Here is an 18,622-nt window from a genome sequence, read left to right as displayed (position 1 = left end):
GGCTGTGCCGCCGCGTCGTAGGTCGGATGCCGCCATCGGCGGCGATGTGCTGTCAAGCCTATTGCACCGGTCGAAGACGGCGCCGCGCTCACTCGATCGTGACGGAGGTGATCGTCGTGGGGACGGTCGGGGCGCCGTCGGACGCTCCATCGGCCGGTCCGGCATCGGTGATGCCCGCCCGCAGCTCGTCGAGCCCGCTCGTCACCCGACCGATCACCGTGTACCCGCCGTCGTCGGTCGGGAGCGTCGTGTCCTCGTAGACGATGAAGAACTGGCTGCCCTGGCTGTACGTGTTGCCGGGCTGGCGCGCCATCGCGATCGTGCCGGCGGGGTAGACCCCGTCGGCCGGCGCGTTCTCGATGGGGCCGTAGCTGTAGCCCGGGCCACCGCTGCCGTCGCCGTTCGGGTCGCCGCACTGCAGGACCCAGATCGAGTCCTTCGTGAGCCGGTGGCAGCTGACGCCGTCGTAGAAGCCCGACTGGATGAGGCTGATCTCGCTCGACACCGCCTGCGGTGCCGCGGCGCCGTCGAGCTCGACCCCGAGCGGGATCTCGTTGAGCGTCAGCGTCCCGGTCCAGGTCCGGTCCTCGGCGAGGTCGGCCGAGGGCACGTCGCCCTGGTTCTCGCCGGCGGCGGCCGACGGCGTCGGCGTGGCCGAGGCCTCGGGCTCCGGGCTCCCCGGGCCGCCGTTGAAGAAGAAGAGCTGCGCACCGACGGCGAGGGCCAGCACGACGACGAGCGTGATGCTCGCGATGACGTTGTCGCGCGTGCGACGCCGCTGCTTGCCGGCGTGCACCTCTTGCCTGGCCTGGTAGGTGCGGAGGCGTGCGCGTTCCTCGCGTGCCTGACGGTCGTTCGATGCCACGCCTGCTCCTTCTCGGCCGACCCCCTCGTGGGAGTGCTGCTGCGAGCCGACTCTACAAAAGCCCTCGGGCGTGCACCAATCGCCGCGCTGCACGGCGGCGCAGAAGGCGGTGTCGGATGCCGCGGCTACGCTTGATCGCATGGTGGATTCCGGCCCGGGACTGCGCTCGGGCGCGACCCCGCTCGCAGTGCGCATGCGCCCGACCAGCCTCGACGAGGTCGCCGGGCAGCGGCATCTGCTGACCCCCGGTTCGCCGCTCGTGGCGCTGGCCGGCGATCGCACCGGCGAGAGCGGGTCGGTGTCGGTCATCCTCTGGGGGCCGCCCGGTACGGGCAAGACGACGCTCGCCCAGGCGATCGCCCGATCGTCGGGGCGCAAGTTCGTCGAACTCTCCGCCGTCACCGCCGGCGTGCGCGACGTGCGCCAGGTGATGGAGGAGGCCCAGGCCAGCCGCGACCTCTACGGCATCTCCACCGTCCTCTTCCTCGACGAGATCCACCGCTTCACGAAGGCGCAGCAAGACGCATTGCTGCCGGGCGTCGAGAACGGGTGGGTGATCCTCGTCGCCGCGACGACCGAGAACCCGTCGTTCTCGGTGATCTCGCCCCTGCTGTCGCGGTCCCTGCTGCTGACGCTCGAACTCCTGAGCGACGACGATCTCGGTGTGCTCGTCGACCGTGCCGTCGCCGATCCGCGAGGGCTCGCGGGCAAGGTCGTGCTCGACCCCGAGGCGCGAGCGGCGATCGTGCGGCTCGCCTCGGGTGACGCCCGTCGCGCGCTCACCGCGCTCGAGGCCTCGGCGATCTCCGCCGCGGCCGAGCCGGCCGTGGCGGCGGAGACGTCCGACGGCGACTCCGAGTCGGGGGAGCGCGAGGCCGAGGCATCCTCGCCGGTCATCACCGCCGATGTGGTGGCGCGCGCCGTCGACCGGGCGCTCCTGCGCTACGACCGAAACGGCGACGAGCACTACGACGTGATCAGCGCCTTCATCAAGTCGGTGCGCGGCAGCGACGTCGACGCTGCACTGCACTATCTCGCGCGCATGATCGAGGCGGGCGAAGACCCGCGGTTCATCGCGCGCCGCATCATCGTGCTCGCCTCGGAAGACATCGGCCTCGCCGACCCGCAGGCGCTCGGCGTCGCGGTCGCCGCCGCCGACGCGGTGCAGTACATCGGCATGCCCGAAGGGCGCATCCCGCTCGCGCAGGCCGTGGTGCACCTCGCAACGGCGCCGAAGTCGAACGCCGCGTACCTCGGCATCGACCAGGCCATCGCCGACGTGCGCGCGGGCAAGGCCGGGCGCGTGCCGAAACACCTGCGCGATGCGCACTACCCGGGGGCGAAGCGGCTCGGGCACGGCAAGGGCTACCGGTATCCGCACGACAACGCGATCGGCGTCGTCGCGCAGGAGTACCTGCCCGACACCCTGCGCGGCGCGGTCTACTACGAGCCGACCGAGCACGGCAACGAGCGCGAGGTCTCCGCACGCCTCGCGAAGATCCGGCGCATCGTGCGCGGCGAGCGCTGAGTCGGGGCGCCGGCGGGCGTCGCGAGACGGCAGCGCCCTCGAGGTCGGCGCGCCCCCGGCGTGATACGATGGTCGCTGGCCTGAAGCCAGATCCTCGAGCGCGGCTGCGAGAGGGTCACCGGCGAGTGGGTGCGATCTGTAGCCGATCCACCCCTGGCGAATCCCTCTGACACAGATCTGCGGCGCACGAACGCGCCGCGGGTTTCACTTGAGATTCTTCCGAAAGGACATTCGTGTCGAACCGTTCCCGCAGCAAGACCCGCCTCTCCCGTGCGCTCGGCGTGGCCCTCACCCCGAAGGCCGCCCGCTACATGGAGAAGCGCCCCTACGCTCCCGGTGAGCACGGCCGCACCAAGCGCAAGGCCGACAGCGACTTCGCGGTCCGTCTGCGCGAGAAGCAGCGCCTGCGCGCCCAGTACGGCATCCGCGAGAAGCAGCTGAAGATCGCCTACGTCGAGGCCAAGCGCACCGCCGGCCAGACGGGTGAGAACCTGGTCGAGCTGCTCGAGATGCGCCTCGACGCGCTCGTGCTGCGCGCCGGCTTCGCCCGCACCATCTCGCAGGCCCGCCAGTTCGTGGTGCACCGCCACATCCTCGTCGACGGCCAGCTCGTCGACCGCCCGTCGTTCCGCGTGAAGCCGGGCCAGCTCGTGCACGTGAAGACCCGCAGCGAGGGCACCGAGCCGTTCCAGGTCGCCGCCGCCGGCGGTCACGCCGACGTGCTCCCCAAGGTTCCGGGCTACCTCGAGGTCGAGCTCGACAAGCTCCAGGCCAAGCTCGTCCGTCGCCCGAAGCGCGCCGAGGTCCCCGTGACCTGTGACGTCCAGCTCGTCGTCGAGTACTACGCGGCTCGCTGACGCAGGCTGCACCGAACAGGGGTCGCGGGGTTTCCCGCGGCCCCTGTTCCGCATTCGGCGGGCGGCCCGGCCCGCGCCACTAGACTGATCCGAGGCGTGCCGAGCGCCATGGCGTCGGCGAGAGATCGAACAGGGAGCACCCGTGAAGAGCATTCTGTGGTTCACCGTCGGCGTCGCGGCCGGATTCGTGGTCGCGCACCAGGTCAATCAGACCAAGCAGGGCCGCGACTTCTTCGAGTCGATCGACGCGAAGGCCCGAGCGTTCGGCCACGCGATCGCCGAGGGCTACCACGCCCGCGACGCCGAGCTGCGCGCCGAGGCGGGCCCCGCCGCCGAGCGCTGAGCCACCACCCCATCTCCTTCCGGCCCGGGCGACCCCGGGCTCGACCCCAGAACGGAACCATGCAGACTGCCGACATCCGCCAGCGCTGGCTGGACTTCTTCGCCGAGCGCGGCCACACCGTCGTGCCCTCGGCCTCGCTCGTCTCCGACGACCCGACGCTGCTCTTCACGGTCGCCGGCATGGTGCCGTTCGTGCCGTACCTGACCGGGCTGGTGCCCGCTCCGTACCCGCGTGCCACGAGCGTGCAGAAGTGCATCAGGACGAACGACATCGAAGAGGTCGGCAAGACGCCGCGTCACGGCACGTTCTTCCAGATGAACGGCAACTTCTCGTTCGGCGACTACTTCAAGGAAGGCGCCATCTCGATGGCGTGGGAACTGCTCACCACGCCCGAGGACGGCGGCGGCTACGGCTTCGACCCGAACGACCTCTGGGTGACCGTCTACGAAGACGACGACGAGGCGATCGAGATCTGGAAGCGCGTCGCGGGCCTGCCCGACGAGCGCATCCAGCGCCTCGGCAAGGACACGAACTACTGGCACACCGGGCAGCCCGGCCCCGCGGGACCCTGCTCCGAGATCTTCTTCGACCGCGGCCCCGAGTACGGCATCGACGGCGGTCCCGCGACCGACGACGACCGCTACGTCGAGATCTGGAACCTCGTGTTCATGCAGTACCTCATCGACGACGTGGTGTCGAAGACCGACTTCCGCATCGTCAAGGAACTGCCGAAGAAGAACATCGACACCGGCATGGGGCTCGAGCGCGTCGCCTTCATCAAGCAGGGCGTCGACAACATGTACGAGATCGACCAGGTGCGTCCGGTGCTCGACAAGGCCGCCGAGCTCTCCGGGCGCCGGTACGGCGCCGACCACGAGGACGACGTGCGGATGCGCGTCATCGCCGATCACATCCGCTCTGCGCTGATGCTCATGAGCGACGGGGTGAGCCCGTCGAACGAGGGGCGCGGCTACATCCTGCGACGGCTCCTCCGCCGCAGCATCCGGGCCATGCGGCTGCTCGGCGTCGAGGGCCCGACGTTCCGCGAGCTGTTCGCGGCATCGCGCGACGCGATGAAGTCGGCCTACCCCGAGGTCGCGCGCGACTACGCGCACATCGAGCAGCTCGCCCTCGGCGAGGAGGAGACGTTCCTCCGCACACTGTCGGCCGGAACGTCGATCCTGGACCTCGCCGTCGAGAAGACGAAGGACGCCGGGCGCGCGCAGCTCGCCGGCGACACGGCGTTCCTCCTTCACGACACGTACGGCTTCCCGATCGAGCTCACGCTCGAGATGGCCGACGAGGCCGGCCTCGCGGTCGACCGTGCCGCGTTCGACGAACTCATGACGGCGCAGCGCACCCGTGCGAAGGCCGACGCGAAGTCGAAGAAGAAGGTGCTCGCCGATCTCTCGGTGTACGCCGACTTCCGGGCCAAGGGCGAGACGGTCTTCACGGGCTACACCGAACTGGCGACCGAGTCGAGCGTGCTCGGCCTGCTCGTCGACGGCCGGCCGGCGCAGCGCGCCGTCGCCGGACAGACGGCCGAGGTCATCCTCGCCGAGACGGCGCTCTACGCGGAGTCCGGCGGACAGGCGCCCGACCAGGGGCGCATCGTCGGCGACGGCTACGAGCTCGAGGTGCTCGACGTGCAGAAGCCCGTCAAGGGCCTCATCAGCCACACGGTCAAGGTCGTCTCGGGCGAGGTCGGCGTCGGGGAGCGGGCGACGAGCCTCGTCGATGAGGACTACCGGCGAGGGGCGACCCAGGCGCACTCGGGGACGCACATCGTGCACGCCGCGCTGCGTCAGGTGCTCGGTCCGAACGCGCACCAGTCGGGCTCGTTCAACAAGGCCGGCTACCTGCGCCTCGACTACGGCTGGAACTCGGCGCTCTCGGCTGAGACGCGCAGCGAGATCGAGGAGATCTCGAACTCGGCGATTCGCGACAACCTGCAGGTCGTCACGCGCGAGCTCCCGCTCGACGAGGCGAAGGCGCTCGGCGCGATGGCGCTCTTCGGCGAGAAGTACGGCGACGTCGTGCGCGTCGTCGACATCGGCGGTCCCTGGTCGCGCGAGCTCTGCGCGGGCACCCACGTGTCGACGAGCTCCGAGATCGGCATGATCAACATCGTCGGCGAGTCGTCGGTGGGTGCGTCGAATCGCCGTGTGGAGTCCCTCGTCGGTCTCGAGGCGTTCCGGCGATTCGCTGCCGAGCGCGCACTCGTCACGGAGCTCACCTCGACGCTGAAGACGCGACCCGAGCAGCTCGTCGACCGCGTCGGCGAACTGGTGACCAGCCTCAAGGCCGCGGAGAAGCGCATTCAGGCGTTCGAGGCGAAGGCGCTGAACGACCGCGTCCCGGCGCTGGCCGCGAAGGCCACGCGTGTCGGCGACGTGCTGCTCGTGGCCGAGCCGGCCGGAGAACTGGGCTCGGGCGACGAGCTGCGCTCGCTCGCGCTCTCGGTGCGCGCACAGCTCGGCGACGTCGACGCGGTCGTCGCCCTCGCGGGCGAGGTCGGCGGCAAGCCGCTCACGATCGTCGCGACGACGCCGGGTGCGCGCGAGCACGGTGCGAACGCGGGCGCCCTCGCGAAGGCGGCCGCGGCCGCGCTCGGCGGCGGTGGCGGCGGCAAGCCCGATCTCGCGCAGGGCGGCGGCAGCGACCTCTCGGCGATCCCCGCGGCCCTCGAGGCCGTGCGCCGCGGGCTCGGCGGGTAGACGAGCGATGCGATCCGGGGCGAGGCTCGGCATCGACGTCGGGCGCGCCCGGATCGGCGTGTCGCGATGCGACAGCGGCGGGCTGCTCGCGGTACCGGTCGAGACGGTGCCGCGCTCGGCCGAGGGCGACGCCGACGTGCGACGCATCCTCGCCATCGCCGACGAGTACGAGGCGATCGAGCTCGTCGTCGGCAACCCGCTGTCGCTCTCGGGCGCGCCGACGCCGTCGACGGACGATGCCGTCGAGTTCGCGGGCCGGCTCGCGGGCGCGAGCCCCGGACGTCCGGTGCGCCTCGTCGATGAGCGACTGTCGACCGTGAGCGCGCAGCAGGCGCTGCGCGCGACCGGGAAGAAGGCGAAGCAGCAGCGTCCCATCGTCGACCAAGTCGCAGCCGTTATCATTCTGCAACATGCGATCGACGCCGAGCGCGCCTCCGGGCACGCTCCGGGTCGAACCCTCGACACCGATGAAGGGCCCTGACCCCTGTGACCCAGCTCCCCCCAGAGCACCCAGAGGCTGACGCGCTCATGCGCGACTGGCAGGCGATGCTCGCCGGCCAGCAGCCGACGACGACGAAGCCCTCGCCGGTCATGCCGCTCCCCACGGCTCCGCCGGCGCAGTCGACCTCGCCCGGCGCGCAGGCGGCACCGCCGGCGTCTCCCCGGCAGCCCGTCCGACCCGCTGCGGACCGGCCGGTTGCACCCGTCGAGCCCGCACCGGGATCCGCGGCCCCCGACGGACCTCCCGAGGGTCGGCAGATGACCCGTCGAGAAGCCCGCGAGGCCGAACAGCGCCGGGCGGCCGTCGAAGCCGCGACATCGAACGGCGCCGCGCCGGTCGCCCCCTCGACCGGTCCCACCCCGGCGGCGCCCTGGACGGGCCCCGCCCCCGCCGCAGCACCGACCGGCGCCGGAACGGCCGCGCCGTGGGACGGGCCCACGGCGACCGGTCCCGCGCCGACCACGCCGCCGACCGGACCGGCCCCGACGAGTCAGGGCCTCCCGGCCGTGGCCGAGCAGTTCGCGGCGCCGGTCTCCGCCGCCGCAGCGGCGTCGGGCCCGGTGCCGTCGATCGCCCCGGTCTCGGCACCCGGCGCGTCGCAGACCGACGCCACCGCGCTCGCGCCCGACGCTCCGGCCGCCGCCTTCGCGGCGCTGCTCGGCGGGCCCGAGACCGGCGACGGACCCGAGCCGCCGCGGCGCAAGCCCACCCGCGCCGAACGCCGCGCCGCGGCATCCTTCGACCATCACGAACCCGATGGACACGAGAAGCCCCGTCGCCGCGGAGGCTGGGGCTGCCTCATCGGCCTCCTCGTGGTCGCGGGTCTCGGCGTCGGCGCCTTCTTCTTCCTGCAGGGCCCGATCAACGCCGTCATCGAGCGGTTCCAGCCCGCCGCCGACTACGAAGGCCAGGGCACGGGCGAGGTCGTCTTCATGATCCACGAGGGCGACACGGGCGAGTCGATCGCCACGAACCTCGTCGCCGAGAAGGTCGTCGCGAGCGAGGACGCGTTCCTCGAGGCGGTCGCCGACGCCGACCCGTCGCCGATCTTCTACCCGGGCGCATACAAGCTCGCCGAGAAGATGAGCGCCCAGGCCGCGCTCGACGCCCTCGAAGACCCGGCGAGCAAGCTCGAGAACACCTTCGTGATCCCCGAGGGCACCGCGACCGTCGACGCCCTGCCGAGGATCGCAGAAGGCACCGGCATCCCGCTCGAGGAGCTCGAGGCCGCTGCGGCCGAGTCGCCGCAGTCGTACGGGCTGCCCGCCGAGGCGAAGAGCCTCGAAGGATTCCTCTTCCCGGCGACGTACACGCTCGACCCCGACGCCGACGCCCGTGCCGTGCTGCAGACGCTCGTCGACCGGCAGTTCCAGGCGCTCGACGAGGCGGGGGTCGCCCCCGAGGACCGCTGGAAGACGATCGTGCTCGCCGCCCTCGTGCAGCGCGAGGCGGGCCTCAAGGACGACTACTACAAGGTGTCCCGCGTCTTCCTCAACCGGCTCGACCCGGCGAAGTGGGAGAGCGGGCTGCTGCAGTCCGACGCGACCGTCGCCTACGGCACCGGCAACACGCACCTCGTCACGACGACCGACGCCGAGCGCGAGGACGCGTCGAACCCGTACAACACGTACGTGCACCCCGGCCTGCCGGTCGGCCCCATCTCGAACCCCGGCGACCTCGCCATCGATGCGGCGGTCCATCCCGCCGACGGACCGTGGCTGTTCTTCGTGACGTGGAACCTCGACACCGGCGAGACGATCTTCTCCTCGACCGTCGAGGAGCACGATGCCGCCGTCGAGAAGTGGCTCGCCTGGATGGAGGACCACCCCGAGTATGGCTGAGCCGCTGCCTTCTCGACCGGGCGCTCGCCTCGCGGTGCTCGGGTCGCCGATCGCGCACTCGAAGAGTCCGGCGCTGCATCGCGCCGCCTACTCGCGGCTCGGCCTGGACTGGGAGTACTCGGCGGTCGAGATGACCGGTGAGCGACTGCCGGGCTTCATCGACGGGCTGGATGACTCGTGGCGCGGCCTGTCGCTCACGATGCCGCTCAAGCAGGACGTGCTGGCGCTCGTCGACGAGGTCGACGAGCTCGTACGGCTGACGGGGGCGGCCAACACCGTCGTCTTCGACGAAGGTCGGCGGCGGGGCTTCAACACCGACGTCGGCGGGATCGTGCGTGCGCTGGGGGAGTCGGGCGTCGGCCGGGTCCGCACGGGTGCGCTCATCGGCGCGGGTGCGACGGCGGCATCGGCACTCATCGCGATGGCCGAGCTCGGCGCCCGTGAGGTGCGGGTGCTCGTGCGCCGACCGGGTTCGGCGGCGGCGCTCGGCGACCTCGGGCGGCGTGCAGGGGTCGTCGTCGACGAGCTTCCGATCGACGCGCTCGCGGAGCTCGGCGCCGGTGATGCCGAGCTCGTGATCGCGACCGTGCCGGGCGGCTCCGACCTCGGGGTCGCGCCGTCGGCGGTACTCGTCGACGGCAGCGTACTGCTCGACGTGGCCTACGACCCGTGGCCGAGCACCCTCGGCGCGGCCTGGCTCGCGCGATCGGGGCGAGTGGTGCACGGACTCGGCATGCTGCTGCACCAGGCGCTGCTGCAGGTGCGCGTGTTCGTGCACGGCGACCCGTTCACCGAGCTGCCCGACGAGGATGACGTGCTCCGCGTCATGCGCGAAGCCGTGCGCTGACGCTGTGGAAGTATAGAAGGCATGCTCCGTTGGCTCACTGCCGGAGAGTCGCACGGCCCTGAGCTCGTCGCGATCCTCGAGGGTCTTCCCGCCGGCACCCCCGTCTCACTCGATCTCATCCGCGACGATCTCGCGCGCCGCAAGCTCGGCTACGGCCGCGGCGCCCGCATGAAGTTCGAGCAGGACGAGCTGGCGATCTCGGGCGGCGTGCGTCACGGGCTCAGCCTCGGCAGCCCCATCGCGCTGCGCGTCGGCAACACGGAGTGGCCGAAGTGGCAGGAGGTCATGAGCCCCGAGCCCATCGACCCGGCGAAGCTCGGTCGTGGCCGCGGAGCGCCGCTCACCCGCCCGCGCCCCGGACACGCCGATCTCGTCGGCATGCAGAAGTACGGCTTCGACGAGGCGCGCCCCGTGCTCGAGCGGGCGAGCGCGCGTGAGACCGCCGCCCGGGTCGCCCTCGGCGCGGTGGCGAAGTCGTTCCTCGCCGAGCTCGGCATCACGACCGTCGCCCACACGCTCTCGATCGGCCCGGTGCGCGTGCCCGACGACGCGGCGCTGCCCCTGCCGGCCGACCTCGCAGCGGTCGATGCCGACCCGCTGCGCTGCTTCGACGCCGACACGAGCGCCCGCATGGTCGCCGAGGTCGACGACGCGCACAAGTCGGGTGACACGCTCGGCGGCGTCGTCGAGGTGCTGGCCTACGGTGTGCCGCCCGGACTCGGGTCGCACGTGCACTGGGACCGTCGGCTCGACGCCCAGCTCGCGGCCGCACTCATGGGCATCCAGGCGATCAAGGGCGTCGAGGTCGGCGACGGGTTCGAGACCACGCGTCGTCGCGGGTCGGCCGCGCACGACGAACTGCACCTCGCCGACGGGCGGATCGAACGTGCCAGCGATCGGGCCGGCGGCACCGAGGGCGGCATGTCGACCGGCACCGTCCTGCGCGTACGTGCCGGTATGAAGCCCATCGCGACCGTGCCCCACGCCCTGCCCACGATCGACGTCGCGACGGGGGAGCCCGCTCCTGCGCACCACCAGCGTTCCGACGTCTGCGCGGTTCCGGCGGCCGGCGTCGTCGCCGAGGCGATGGTCGCGCTCGTCCTCGCGAACGCCGTCCTCGAGAAGTTCGGCGGTGACTCCGTCGTCGAGACGCGCCGCAATCTCGAGTCGTACCTCACCGCCATCCCCGAAGCACTCCGCACCCAGGGCGCGACCGGTGCGACGGTCGCCGGTGTCTGAGCGCGCACGCCTCGCGCTGCCGATCGTGCTCGTCGGGCCGATGGGCGCCGGCAAGTCGCGCGTCGGACAGCGGCTCGCGAACGACGCCGGGGCGCCGTTCGTCGACACCGACGTGCGCATCGCCGAGCGCTACGGCCCGATCGACGAGATCTTCGACCGCGAGGGCGAGGAGTACTTCCGCATCGTCGAGCGCGAGGTCGTCGCCGAGGCGCTCCGCGAGGAGGCGGTCGTGTCGCTCGGAGGCGGCGCCGTGCTGCACGCCGACACCCGCGACGATCTCGCGTCGCTGCCGGTCGTGTGGCTGCAGGTCTCGCGCGAGGCGGTGACGCCGCGGCTCACCGGGGGCAACCGGCCGCTGATCGCGGCCGGCGGCATCGACGCCTGGGCGGCGATCCTCGAGGCGCGCCGACCGCTCTACGAGGCGGTCGCCGACCTCGCCATCGACACCTCGCGCCGCTCGGTCGCGCGGATCGTCGACGACATCACCGAGCGTTTCGGAGGAGCACGATGACCGCAGGCGACGAGCGCACGAGCATCCGGGTCGGCGGCGAGTCCGGTTACGACGTGATCATCGGACGGGGCGTCACCGCCGGCATCGCCGACGCACTCGGATCGGCGGTCAAGAAGGTGCTCGTCGTGCACCCGGCGACGCTCGGCGCGCGCGCCGCCGAACTGCGTGAATCGCTCTCCGACCGGTTCGAGGTGCTGCTCGCCGAGGTGCCCGACGCCGAGGCCGGAAAGCGCATCGAGGTCGCGGCCTTCTGCTGGCAGGTGCTCGGCCAGGCCGACTTCACGCGCAGCGATGCCATCGTCGGCTTCGGGGGTGGAGCGATCACCGACCTCGCGGGCTTCGTCGCCGGCACGTGGCTGCGCGGCGTGCGCGTCGTGCAGGTGCCGACCACCGTCCTCGGCATGGTCGACGCCGCCGTCGGCGGCAAGACGGGGATCAACACGAACGAGGGCAAGAACCTCGTCGGCGTCTTCCACGCCCCCGCCGAGGTGATCTGCGACCTCGACCTGCTCGACACCCTGCCGAAGAACGAGATCCTCGCCGGGTTCGCCGAGATCGTGAAGGCCGGCTTCATCCGCTACCCCGAGATCCTCGACACGATCGAGGCCGACCCCGAGCGGGCCACCGACCCGTCGACGCCCGAGTTCCGTCGCGTGATCGAGTTGTCGATCCGCATGAAGTCCGACGTGGTCTCCGAGGACTTCACCGAGCATGGCCTGCGCGAGATCCTGAACTACGGGCACACGCTCGGCCACGCGGTCGAACATGCCGAGCGCTACCAGTGGCGGCACGGCGCGGCAGTGTCGGTCGGACTCGCGTTCGCCGCGGAGCTCGGACGGCTCTCGGGCCGCCTCTCCGACGAGGTCGCCGACCGCCACAAGCGAGTGCTCGACCTGCTCAGCCTGCCGACGAGCTACCCGGCCGGGCGATGGAACACGCTGCTCGCGACCATGCAGCGCGACAAGAAGGCACGAGCCGGCCAGCTTCGGTTCATCGTGCTCGACGACCTCGCGAAGCCCACCGTCATGCTGGCGCCCGACCAGTCGCTGCTCTTCGCCGCCTATCAGGAGATCGCGAGCTGAACGCCCCGCCGCGATTCACAGAGATCGCGTGATGCCAGCCCCGTGACGTCGGTGCCAGACTGGCGCCCGCGCAGGGGCGCCCGAGGGGGAACGGCATGAGCAGCACGATGAAGAAGACGGCCACGGGCGCGACACTCGTCACGCTCATCCTCGTGGCGGCGGTCGCGAACCTGCCGCTCGCCGTGGCGAACGTGGCGCTCCCCGACATCGGCAAGGCGTTCGACGCATCCCAGACGGAGCTCAACCTCGTCGCGGTGGGCTACTCGCTCGGCCTCGCCGCGTCGGTGCTGTGGCTCGGCGCGGTCGGCGACCGCTACGGCCGGAAGTCGATGCTGCTCATCGGCGTGCTGCTCTCGCTGCCGGCCTGCCTCGTCGCGGCGTTCGCGCCGACGATCGAGGTGCTCATCATCGCCCGCATCGTCGGCGGCCTCGCCGCGGGCATGGCGTACCCGACGACCCTCGCGCTCATCACGGCCCTGTGGTCGGGTGCCGAGCGCACCAGGTCGATCGCGCTGTGGTCGGCGATCGGCGGCGCCATCTCCGCGCTCGGGCCGCTCATCTCCGGGTTCCTGCTGGAGATCTTCTCCTGGGGGTCGGTCTTCCTCGTGACGCTGCCCCTGATCGTCGTCGCGGTGCCGATGGTGCTGAAGTTCGTGCCCGCGCACGTGAACGAGTCGACCGAGCGGGTCGACAACCTCGGCGGCCTGCTCTCGGCCCTCATGGTCGGCGGCCTCATCCTGGCGATCAACTTCGCGGCAGTACCGAACTCGGGCACCCTCGTGCTCGGCCTGTCGATCATCGGCGCGGCGGCGCTCATCGGCTTCGTCATCCGCCAGCGCCTCGCCAAGAACCCGCTGTACGATCTGGCGATCGCGGCTCGCCCGATCTTCTGGGTCGCGGCCTGTGCGGGGATCATCGTGTTCGGTTCGCTCATGGGCGCCATGTTCATCGGCCAGCAGTACCTGCAGAACGTGCTCGGGTACACGACCGTCGAATCGGGCTTCGCGATCCTGCCGGCCGCGATCTTCATGGTCCTGCTCGCACCCCGGTCGGCGAAGCTCGTCGAGACGCGGGGCGCCCGCTTCACGCTGCTGCTCGGCTACACGGGCGTGCTCCTCGGATTCCTGACGATGCTGCTGCTCTGGCGCGAGGGCGCGCAGTACTGGGTGGTCGGCCTCGGTTACGCGTTCGTCGGCGCCGGCGTCGGGCTCGCCGGCACGCCGGCGTCGAGGTCGCTCACCGGTGCCGTGCCGGTGCGACGTGCGGGCATGGCCTCGGGCACCGCCGACCTGCAGCGCGACCTCGGCGGCGCGATCATGCAGTCGATCCTCGGTGCGCTGCTCACCGCGGGCTACGCCGCGTCGGCGACCGCGCTCATGAAGGGCTCGCCCGACGCCGACCAGATCACGAGCTCGGTGCAGAGCCAGCTGACGAAGTCGTTCGCGAGCGCGACCGACATCGCCGAGCAGTACCCGAAGTACTCCGATGCCATCATCCAGGGGGCGAAGCAGTCGTTCGAGCAGGGGCAGGACTGGGCGTACCTCGCGGGCATCATCGCGGTGCTGATCGGCGCGGTGCTCGTCATCTGGAAGTTCCCGAACGCCCAGCGGGAGCGCGAACTGCTCGCGCAGTACCACGCTGAGGATCAGGGGGAGCCGCAGCCCGCGGAGTGAGGTGGTGCGCGAGTCGGTGAGCATCGGCGGGCCGCGGGGCAGAACGGGCCGACGCGCGCGGCAGCGGTAGGCTGCCCGGATGACGAACACCACTGCCCCGAAGGGACCCGCGGCATGACCGGGCGTCGGCTCCTGCTCGTCAACGGACCCAACCTGAACCTGCTCGGCACCCGCGAGCCCGAGGTCTACGGCACCGAGACGCTCGCCGATGTCGAGCGGCTGGTCGAGGATTCGGCGGCAGTGCTCGGCTTCGACGTCCGGGCCGTGCAGAGCAACCACGAGGGCGTGCTCATCGACGCCATCCACGATGCGCGCGCCGACTGCGCCGGCATCGTGATCAACCCGGGCGGGTTGACGCACACGTCGGTCGTGCTCCGCGACGCACTCGCGGGCGTCGCACTGCCCGTCGCCGAGGTGCACATCTCCGATGTCATGCAGCGCGAGCCGTTCCGCCACCACTCGTACGTCGCCGACGTGGCCGTGGTGCACGTCGTCGGCGAGGGGGTCGCCGGCTACGCGACCGCGGTGCGCCGGCTCATCGCTGCGATCGAGGGCCAGGCCGACGGCTGACCCGATGCCGGCCGGCCGGCCGGCGTTCAGTCGCCCCGAGCGAAGTCGAGGCTCTCGACGACGATCGCCACGACGACCGCGAGTTCGGCCTCGTCGCGCGGACCGTAGACCATGAACTCCGTCCCGTGGTCCTCGTACTGGTGGGGTTCGGCCCACCCCAGCTCGGTCAACCGAGCCCCGCGCCAGGCGGGCAGCACCAGGTGCATCGAGGTGTCGGAGACTCCGTGCAGGTGCACGGGCTCGAGCCGGCCGTCGGGGAACAGCGAGGTCTCGGGGGAGCCTGCGGTCTCGACCTCGGTGAGGAACACCGCGCGCGACGACGTCGGCGACACCTGGCTGTGGCCCTCGACGACGCCGTCGAGGGCGAACACGGCCGCGACGAGCCGCCCCCACATCTCGGGCGGAGCCTGCTGGGTGAGCTGGCGCTGCGGGCCCTCGGTGGAGACCTGCGGCCGGGGGCCGCGTCGGGGAGGTGCGATCATCCCGTCAGCGTAGGTCATCGGCGCAGGCCCGGCACGAGGCATCCGCCTGCGGCCCGCGCGCGTTGGCGCTGCCGGAGCCGAGCGACTAAACTCGACCGACTGAACTCTCTCGGGCCGATCTCCGGCCGAGCCTCTTCGCAACCGAACGGATCGTATACGCATGGCAAGCACCGCTGACATCAAGAACGGCGTCGTCCTCTCGATCGACGGCCAGCTCTGGAGCGTCATCGAGTTCCAGCACGTCAAGCCCGGCAAGGGCGGTGCCTTCGTGCGCACCAAGCTGAAGAACGTCGTCAGCGGCAAGACCGTCGACCGCACCTACAACGCCGGCGCGAAGGTCGACATCGAGAACGTCGACCGCCGCGACTTCACCTACCTCTACAACGACGGCGACGGCTTCGTGTTCATGGACGCGACCGACTACGACCAGATCACCGTGCCCGCGACGGTCGTCGGCGACGCCGCGAACTTCATGCTCGAGAACCAGGCCGTCACCATCGCCCTGAACAACGGCAACCCGCTCTACGTCGACCTTCCCGCGTCGGTCGTGCTCGAGATCACCTACACCGAGCCCGGCCTGCAGGGCGACCGCTCGACGGGTGGCACGAAGCCCGCGACCGTCGAGACCGGCTACGAGATCCAGGTGCCGCTCTTCCTGGAGACGGGCACCAAGGTCAAGGTCGACACCCGCACGGGTGACTACCTCGGCCGCGTGAACGACTAGTGAGCGCACGCACGAAGGCGCGCAAGCGCGCGCTCGACATGCTGTACTCGGCCGACATGCGCCAGGTGCCGGTCGAGCAGATGCTCGTCGTCGAGGCGGAGAAGGCCGCGAACGAGCCCGAGCGGGCCGCCTCGTGGCTCTACGCGCGCGAGATCGTCGACGGCATCGTCGACCATCGCACCGAGATCGACGAGCTCATCGAGACCCACTCGCGCGGGTGGACGCTCGAGCGCATGCCGGCGGTCGACCGCGCCCTGCTGCGCATCGGCGTCTGGGAGATCGTCTACAACGACGAGGTGCCCGACCCGGTCGCGATCGCCGAGGCGGTCGAGGCCGCGACGGTGCTGTCGACCGACGACTCCGCCGGCTTCGTCAACGGGCTGCTCGCCGCGGTCTCGCACGCCAAGGCCTGATCTCCACCGCCGCCGCCATACCGCACGCGGCTCGATCGCCGCTCACGCCCGCGGGTCGCGGACGCCCCGAAGCATCCGCATCGTGTACTCGACGACCTCGCGAGGGGCGTCGTGCGTCCTGAGCGACCGACCGATCGCACGCGCGTTCACCCGGTACGCGGGGTCCCGTGCGAGCCGGCGAACCGCGCGGGCGACCGCTCGCGCCGTCGGCCGCCCCGTGTGCAGGTCGACGCCGGCGCCCGCCCATGCGACGCGGGCGGCACCTCGTGCCACCAATCCGGCCGCTCGAGGTCGTCGTCGCCCGGTCGGGCCAGCCGGCCGACGAAACGAAGGCGACCGGATGCCTCGGGGCGGGGGTTCTCGAGCTCGGCGACGCCGTTCGCGCAGACGAGTTGCGGTGAGTAGCACGCCTCGTCGAACGTCGTCGCGGTCGGCGGGAGTCCCGCCGCGAGCCGCTGCTCGGCGTACGCCCGCTGGATGGGCCTCGTCACGAGCCGGGCGACCCGGTGCAGCAGGCGGTCGCGCGCGCGGCCCGGGCCACCGCGAGCGGGCCGAAGGGCGAGCCCCGGAGGCGGCAGCGCGATGCTCGGCAACGTGAGCGGCGTGAGAGCGACCGTCGCCCACGGGGTGCCCGTCGACTCGGCCACGAGTGCCGCCCCGAGGCTCGTGGACTCCGCGACGATGACGTCCCATGGGCGCACGGCGAAGGCCGCGCGCAGGTCGTCGAACTGCCCCGAACCGGTGCGCACGAAGAGGTGCTCGACGTTGAGGAGCAGTTGCCGGGGACCCTTCCGGCCGGCGAGCGCGGGGAACGTCGCCGCGAGGTCGTGCTCGTCGAAGTCCGGCGCCGTCCGCCACCGCAGCACCTCCGCGCCGACCGCCTCGAATCGGGCCGCATACGCCTCGCCGGTGTCGACGCGAACCGAGTGGCCGGCCTCGACGAACGCCGCGGCGACCGCGGCCATCGGAGCGGCGTGACCGTGGAACGGCGTCACGGCGATCATCACGTCGGCCATGCACGATTCCACCACCGACGGTGCCACGGCCGCGGCCCGTGAACGGGGGGAGTGCGAGGCCGACCCCGAGCGCGGGCTCGGTGTCCGCCCCGAGCGGGATTCAGCGGTACTCCGGGCGACGGCGACCCGAGCCCGCGATGGGATGGGGAACCGTCGCCCCCTCGGCGTGCATCCCATCACCCAGAACCGAAAGGCTCCGTCATGTCCTCCACCACTCTCGGCACCGGTCGCACCGCACCGACCGCCGGCCTCGACCACGTCCTCGAGCGCGCCGACGCGGCCCAGGCCGTGCTGCAGCGCTTCTTCGCCCGCACCGGAGCGCCGGCCCTGCGGATCGCGCTCGGACTCGTGTTCGCCGTCTTCGGCGCACTCAAGTTCATCCCCGGCGCGAGCCCCGTCGACGAACTCGTGACGCGCACGTGGAACGCGCTCTCGTTCGGCATCGTCGACGGCTACGCGGCGATGGCCCTCACGGCCGCGCTCGAGGTGTTCGTCGGCCTCACCTTCATCACCGGCTGGTTCCTGCGCATCGGCCTGCTGGCCCTCGCGGCGACGTTCATCGGCATCTTCTCGCCGCTCGTCTTCTTCACCGGCGAGCTCTTCAGCACCGCCGGGCCGACGCTCACGGCGCAGTACATCCTCAAGGACGTCGTGCTCGTGGCCGCGGCGATGGTCGTGGCCGCTGGTGCGCTCACGCGCCCGATCCGCCGCCGTTGAGCGCACGGGCCGTACCGCCCCGGCCGACATCGCCCGAGCCGGAACGGCTCCCGCCCCGTGCGGGAGCCGTTCCGGCGTCGGCATCGTCGGCACGCTCGCCCCAGGCCGCGAGGGCGGCGGCGACGAGGCCGAGGCCGACCAGGCTGCCGTGCGGCCAGTACGTGAGCAGCACCGTCGAGCCGACGATGATCGGCAGCGTCGCCGCGAGCAGCAGCCGCTCCCAGAGCGGTGCACCGCGGCCGTTCGCCAGGGCGACGACGATCGCCCAGACGCCGATCGCGAGGAGGGCGAACAGCTCCGCGCCCCAGATCGCGTGCCACGGGGCGTCCAGCGGATGGTTCGCGTACGAGAGCGCGGTGATCGGAGCAGTGGCCAGTACGAGCCAGCCGAGCACCCGTCCGGTCCAGCCGAGCGCCGCGAAGGCCGGGCCCGTGGCGAGCCACACGAGCACGAACGACAGGGCCGAGGCGGCGCCGAACACGAGGTAGAAGTCCCCCCATCCGATCGAGGCGAGCGCCGACCGCAGCGCGTCGTAGACGGCGGAGTCGTCGAGTGCCGCGAGCCAGTCGGGCGAATCCGCGCCCGACCACACCGCCTGCTGCGGTGGAAGCAGGAAGAAGGCCCATGCCGCCGCCGCGAGGGCGGCGACCACGCACCAGGGTCTCGAAGGGTGCCGTCGCATGCCCGAACCCTAG

General features: G+C 71.7%; 19 protein-coding genes. 15 read left to right on the top strand and 4 right to left on the bottom strand.

The window, feature by feature from the left end; genetic code table 11:
* Positions 1 to 88: 88 nt before the first annotated feature.
* On the bottom strand, positions 89 to 1,006 hold the full coding sequence (locus ACFWGP_RS05175) for a peptidylprolyl isomerase (RefSeq protein WP_308191644.1): 918 nt from the start codon (positions 1,004 to 1,006) through the stop codon (positions 89 to 91).
* Between ACFWGP_RS05175 and ACFWGP_RS05170 the strand changes: the two genes are divergently transcribed.
* The 12 genes from ACFWGP_RS05170 to aroQ all read left to right on the top strand — a co-directional run bounded on the left by ACFWGP_RS05170 (position 1,005) and on the right by aroQ (position 14,575).
* Positions 1,005 to 2,393, top strand: a complete 1,389-nt coding sequence (locus tag ACFWGP_RS05170; RefSeq protein ID WP_376930255.1) for a replication-associated recombination protein A — start codon at positions 1,005 to 1,007, stop codon at positions 2,391 to 2,393. The two genes, ACFWGP_RS05175 and ACFWGP_RS05170, sit on opposite strands and share 2 nt — an antisense overlap.
* Positions 2,394 to 2,626: 233 nt before the next feature.
* Positions 2,627 to 3,250: a 30S ribosomal protein S4 gene (gene rpsD, locus ACFWGP_RS05165; protein WP_231430879.1), complete on the top strand. Its 624-nt coding sequence runs from the start codon at positions 2,627 to 2,629 to the stop codon at positions 3,248 to 3,250.
* Between the two features lie 142 nt (positions 3,251 to 3,392).
* On the top strand, positions 3,393 to 3,593 hold the full coding sequence (locus ACFWGP_RS05160) for a hypothetical protein (protein ID WP_231430880.1): 201 nt from the start codon (positions 3,393 to 3,395) through the stop codon (positions 3,591 to 3,593).
* A 59-nt stretch (positions 3,594 to 3,652) separates the two neighbouring features.
* Entirely contained in the window at positions 3,653 to 6,310 is a 2,658-nt protein-coding gene (gene alaS, locus ACFWGP_RS05155; RefSeq protein ID WP_275506909.1) for an alanine--tRNA ligase, read from the top strand.
* 7 nt (positions 6,311 to 6,317) lie between these two features.
* Entirely contained in the window at positions 6,318 to 6,791 is a 474-nt protein-coding gene (gene ruvX, locus ACFWGP_RS05150) for a Holliday junction resolvase RuvX (RefSeq protein ID WP_231430882.1), read from the top strand.
* A 278-nt stretch (positions 6,792 to 7,069) separates the two neighbouring features.
* Positions 7,070 to 8,653, top strand: coding sequence for an endolytic transglycosylase MltG (gene mltG / locus ACFWGP_RS05145; RefSeq protein ID WP_376930254.1), 1,584 nt, complete (start codon positions 7,070 to 7,072; stop codon positions 8,651 to 8,653).
* Positions 8,646 to 9,500, top strand: a complete 855-nt coding sequence (locus ACFWGP_RS05140; RefSeq protein WP_376930253.1) for a shikimate dehydrogenase — start codon at positions 8,646 to 8,648, stop codon at positions 9,498 to 9,500. The genes mltG and ACFWGP_RS05140 overlap by 8 nt, the downstream gene beginning before the upstream one ends.
* 21 nt (positions 9,501 to 9,521) lie before the next feature.
* Positions 9,522 to 10,739, top strand: coding sequence for a chorismate synthase (gene aroC / locus ACFWGP_RS05135; RefSeq protein WP_376930252.1), 1,218 nt, complete (start codon positions 9,522 to 9,524; stop codon positions 10,737 to 10,739).
* A complete protein-coding gene (locus ACFWGP_RS05130; RefSeq protein ID WP_275506913.1) occupies positions 10,732 to 11,250 on the top strand; it encodes a shikimate kinase in 519 nt (172 codons plus the stop codon). The genes aroC and ACFWGP_RS05130 overlap by 8 nt, the downstream gene beginning before the upstream one ends.
* On the top strand, positions 11,247 to 12,332 hold the full coding sequence (gene aroB / locus ACFWGP_RS05125; protein WP_376930251.1) for a 3-dehydroquinate synthase: 1,086 nt from the start codon (positions 11,247 to 11,249) through the stop codon (positions 12,330 to 12,332). The genes ACFWGP_RS05130 and aroB overlap by 4 nt, the downstream gene beginning before the upstream one ends.
* 95 nt (positions 12,333 to 12,427) lie before the next feature.
* Positions 12,428 to 14,005: an MFS transporter gene (locus ACFWGP_RS05120; RefSeq protein WP_231430888.1), complete on the top strand. Its 1,578-nt coding sequence runs from the start codon at positions 12,428 to 12,430 to the stop codon at positions 14,003 to 14,005.
* A 114-nt stretch (positions 14,006 to 14,119) separates the two neighbouring features.
* A complete protein-coding gene (gene aroQ / locus ACFWGP_RS05115; protein WP_231430889.1) occupies positions 14,120 to 14,575 on the top strand; it encodes a type II 3-dehydroquinate dehydratase in 456 nt (151 codons plus the stop codon).
* Between the two features lie 26 nt (positions 14,576 to 14,601).
* Here aroQ and ACFWGP_RS05110 read toward each other — a convergent pair whose 3' ends face one another.
* Positions 14,602 to 15,057, bottom strand: coding sequence for a hypothetical protein (locus ACFWGP_RS05110; protein ID WP_376930250.1), 456 nt, complete (start codon positions 15,055 to 15,057; stop codon positions 14,602 to 14,604).
* Between the two features lie 160 nt (positions 15,058 to 15,217).
* Between ACFWGP_RS05110 and efp the strand changes: the two genes are divergently transcribed.
* Entirely contained in the window at positions 15,218 to 15,781 is a 564-nt protein-coding gene (gene efp, locus ACFWGP_RS05105) for an elongation factor P (RefSeq protein WP_231430891.1), read from the top strand.
* Positions 15,781 to 16,194, top strand: a complete 414-nt coding sequence (gene nusB, locus ACFWGP_RS05100; RefSeq protein ID WP_231430892.1) for a transcription antitermination factor NusB — start codon at positions 15,781 to 15,783, stop codon at positions 16,192 to 16,194. Before efp ends, nusB begins: the two co-directional genes overlap by 1 nt.
* A gap of 146 nt (positions 16,195 to 16,340) precedes the next feature.
* Here the strand turns inward: nusB and ACFWGP_RS05095 are convergent, their stop codons facing one another.
* Positions 16,341 to 17,210, bottom strand: coding sequence for a hypothetical protein (locus tag ACFWGP_RS05095; RefSeq protein WP_376930249.1), 870 nt, complete (start codon positions 17,208 to 17,210; stop codon positions 16,341 to 16,343).
* A gap of 201 nt (positions 17,211 to 17,411) precedes the next feature.
* Here ACFWGP_RS05095 and ACFWGP_RS05090 point away from each other — a divergent pair, with 201 nt between their 5' ends.
* Positions 17,412 to 17,927 (top strand): DoxX family protein, encoded by a 516-nt coding sequence (locus ACFWGP_RS05090; RefSeq protein ID WP_376930248.1) that lies wholly within the window; start codon positions 17,412 to 17,414, stop codon positions 17,925 to 17,927.
* On the opposite strand, the gene ACFWGP_RS05085 is transcribed toward ACFWGP_RS05090, so the two are convergent.
* Positions 17,902 to 18,609, bottom strand: coding sequence for a hypothetical protein (locus ACFWGP_RS05085; protein WP_376930247.1), 708 nt, complete (start codon positions 18,607 to 18,609; stop codon positions 17,902 to 17,904). The two genes, ACFWGP_RS05090 and ACFWGP_RS05085, sit on opposite strands and share 26 nt — an antisense overlap.
* Positions 18,610 to 18,622 lie beyond the last annotated feature (13 nt).

Origin of the sequence: Agromyces sp. NPDC127015 (assembly GCF_042725165.1) — a bacterium.
GTDB lineage: Bacteria > Actinomycetota > Actinomycetes > Actinomycetales > Microbacteriaceae > Agromyces > Agromyces chromiiresistens.
The sequence above is the reverse complement of the archived record's forward strand: the minus strand, read 5'-3'. Positions and strand labels throughout refer to the sequence as shown.